Origin of the sequence: Nocardia farcinica (assembly GCF_029867845.1) — a bacterium.
In the GTDB taxonomy this organism is placed as follows: domain Bacteria; phylum Actinomycetota; class Actinomycetes; order Mycobacteriales; family Mycobacteriaceae; genus Nocardia; species Nocardia farcinica_A.
On the sequence record NZ_JARWRU010000230.1, the window covers coordinates 1 to 3,497 of the forward strand.

Genomic DNA, 3,497 nt, shown 5'->3' on the forward strand with positions numbered 1-3,497 from the left:
CTACTGGTTGGGCGGGGCCCCCCCCCTCGTCTCCCCCCCCCCCCCCCCGGGGGTGCCCCCCTCACCCCCCACCCCCCCGGGCCAAAACCCCGTGTCCGGCGGACGCGGGCAGTGCCCGCCCGGCGCTCGGACTCAGCGCACGCGCCGAGCGCTCAGCTGGAGCGGAACGACACCATGTCCGCCCGATAGTGGGCGTAGGCGAACTCGTGGATCGTGCCGTCCTCGTCGGCGAGCACCTGGTCGCGCACCAGCAGGATCGACCCCGGCTCGATCTCCAGCCTGCGCGCGGTGGCGGCGTCGGCGACCACCGCGTCGATCCAGGTGTCCATCCGGCCGAACTTCTTGCCGTACTGCGATTCGAAGATCGGCGCGATGTGGTCCATGGCCGGGGTGTGTGGCATGAGCGCCACGTTCGGGTTCACCTGGAAGGCCACCAGGGTGCCGATCGGGGTGCCGTCGCGGCGGATGAGATAGTCCAGCAGCCGGATGCGGTCGCCGCTGTCGGGCATGCGCGCCTTGATCAGGCTGTGCGCCGGGATCAGCTGCACGTCCTGCAACAGGTACTCGAGCTGGTCGGTCGCCGGGTCGCCGACCACGTCCTGCACCGGCAGCTGCACCGGCATGCTGTGCACCACGGTGCCGACCTTGCGCCTGCGTGTGACCAGGCCCTCGTCGGAGAGCATCTGCAGGGCGGTGCGCACCGAGGCGCGCGTGGAATCGAGGCGCTCGACCAGCGCCTCCTCGTTCAACTGCTCACCCTCGGTGAGCATTCCGCTCTTGATGGACGAGCGCAGCAACTGGTGGACGACCCGCGCCGAACGCTGGCGGGAGCGCGCCGAACCTCCGACGGCGCGCGGGTGCCGGGCGGGGCCACCGTGATCGGACAGGGGGGCGGCCATGGGCGACTCCTCGGTGGACCGTATGACTCGGAATGCTAGGCCCGATCGTCGCCTTCGGCGCGCCGAAGGTCCTCGCTGTGACCCATTTCTCGGACCGGGCGTTTCGGCTGGACTTGGAGTGCGCTCCAACTCCTAGCCTGGGCTGATGCGATTCGCTTTCAAGACCTCACCGCAGGACACCACCTGGGCCGACATGCTGGCGGTGTGGCGGGCCGCCGACCAGATCGACGTCTACGAGTCCGGCTGGACCTTCGACCACTTCTATCCGATCTTCTCCGACTCCACCGGACCGTGCATGGAGGGCTGGACCACCCTGACCGCGCTCGCGCAGGCCACCACCCGGCTGCGGCTGGGCACCATGGTGACCGGCGTGCACTACCGGCATCCGGCGGTGCTGGCCAACATGGCCGCCACCCTGGACATCATCTCCGACGGCCGCCTCGAACTCGGCGTCGGCGCAGGCTGGAACGAGGAGGAGTCCGGCGCCTACGGCATCGAACTGGGCACCGTCACCGAGCGTTTCGACCGTTTCGAGGAGGCCTGCGAGGTGCTCGTCGGGCTGCTCACCGAGGAGACCACCACCTTCGAGGGCAAGTACTACCGGCTCACCGAGGCCCGCAACAACCCCAAGGGCCCGCAGCGCCCGCATCCGCCGATCTGCATCGGCGGCAACGGCGAGAAACGCACCCTGCGCATCGCCGCCCGCTACGCCCAGCACTGGAACTTCGTCGGGGGCACCCCGGAGGAGTTCACCCGCAAGCGCGAGGTGCTCGCCGCCCACTGCGCCGACATCGGGCGCGATCCGAACGAGATCCTGCTGTCGGCGCAGAAGCGGCTCGACCCCGAACTCGGCTACTCCGAGGTCGTGGACTGGGCCGCGGCGCTGGGGGAGCGCGGGCTGCAACTGGCCATCATCTACCTGCCGCCGCCGCACGACCCGGCCGTGCTGGAACCGCTGGCCGAGGCGCTGCGCGACTCCGGCCTCGGCGACTGAACCCGATCGGCGGCGCGGAATGTGACTGACGCCACTGAGATTCCCTGATTGATCATCGCTCGTTTCGGGTATCTGCCCCCGGCTCGGCTCGCGAAACGGACACGTAGAGTGCCCGGGGAGCGGACCGGGGAAACCCGCGCCGACCGGATGCTCTGTGTGTCCGGCCGGCGGCCACTCGAACCGAAGCCTTCGGTCCGAGCCGATGACGATACGAGGACGGTCATGACGGAAACAGCGGCGGCAGTCGCAGCCACCACGTCGGAGCAGGCCGAGTCGGACGGTCAGGTGGAGCTCAGGCAGCTGCTCGCCGGACTGACGGCCGTGCGCGACGGCGACTTCGGCACCCGGCTGCCGACCGATGCCGACGGACTGCTCGGCGAGATCGCCACCGTCTTCAACGGCATGGTCGACCAGCTGTCGCTGTTCACCTCCGAGGTCACCCGGGTGGCGCGCGAGGTCGGCACCGAAGGCCAGCTGGGCGGCCAGGCCGAGGTGCCGGGCGTGTCGGGCACCTGGAAGGACCTCACCGACTCGGTGAACGCCATGGCGGGCAATCTGACCAGCCAGGTCCGCGACATCGCCCAGGTCGCCACCGCCGTCGCCAGCGGCGACCTGAGCCAGAAGATCACCGTCGACGCCGAGGGCGAGATCCTCGAGCTGAAGCTGACCATCAACACCATGGTCGACCAGCTCTCGTCGTTCGCCGACGAGGTCACCCGCGTCTCCCGCGAGGTCGGCACCGAGGGCAGGCTCGGCGGCCAGGCCGACGTGCAGGGCGTGTCCGGCACCTGGAAGGACCTCACCGAGTCGGTCAACGTCATGGCCGACAACCTCACCGCGCAGGTGCGTTCCATCGCCCAGGTGACCACCGCGGTCGCCCGCGGCGACCTCACCCAGAAGATCCGCGTCGACGCGCGCGGGGAGATTCTGGAGCTGAAGGAGACCATCAACACGATGGTCGACCAGCTGTCCTACTTCGCCGACGAGGTGACCCGCGTGGCCCGCGAGGTCGGCACCGAGGGCAATCTCGGCGGCCAGGCCACCGTGCGCGGGGTCTCCGGCACCTGGAAGGACCTGACCGACAACGTCAATGTCATGGCCTCCAACCTCACCGGTCAGGTGCGTTCCATCGCCCAGGTCGCCACCGCGGTCGCGCGCGGCGACCTGAGCCAGAAGATCACCGTGGAGGCCAAGGGCGAGGTCGCGGCGCTGGCCGGGGTCATCAACACCATGGTCGACACGCTGTCGGCCTTCGCCGACGAGGTGACCCGCGTGGCGCGCGAGGTCGGCACCGAGGGTCAGCTCGGCGGCCAGGCCAGGGTGCCCAATGTGGCAGGCACCTGGAAGGACCTGACCGACAACGTCAACTCGATGGCCAACAACCTGACCAACCAGGTCCGCAACATCGCCCAGGTCACCACCGCCGTCGCCCAGGGCGATCTGACCCGCAAGATCGACGTCGACGCGCGCGGGGAGATCCTCGAGCTCAAGACCACCATCAACACCATGGTCGACCAGCTGTCGGCCTTCGCAGCCGAGGTCACCCGCGTGGCCCGCGAGGTCGGCTCGGAGGGCAGGCTGGGCGGCCAGGCCGAGGTCGAGGG

General features: G+C 69.7%; 3 protein-coding genes. 2 read left to right on the forward strand and 1 reads right to left on the reverse strand.

From position 1 onward, the window contains the following. Positions 1 to 152 precede the first annotated feature (152 nt). Entirely contained in the window at positions 153 to 899 is a 747-nt protein-coding gene (locus tag QH283_RS04690) for a GntR family transcriptional regulator (RefSeq protein WP_280501782.1), read from the reverse strand. Between the two features lie 145 nt (positions 900 to 1,044). Here QH283_RS04690 and QH283_RS04695 point away from each other — a divergent pair, with 145 nt between their 5' ends. Together QH283_RS04695 and QH283_RS04700 are read left to right on the forward strand one after the other, a co-directional pair. After that, positions 1,045 to 1,893, forward strand: coding sequence for an LLM class F420-dependent oxidoreductase (locus QH283_RS04695; protein ID WP_280501783.1), 849 nt, complete (start codon positions 1,045 to 1,047; stop codon positions 1,891 to 1,893). Positions 1,894 to 2,115: 222 nt separating this feature from the next. Next, positions 2,116 to 3,497: HAMP domain-containing protein (locus QH283_RS04700; protein ID WP_280501784.1), on the forward strand; the 1,382-nt coding region annotated here is incomplete at its 3' end.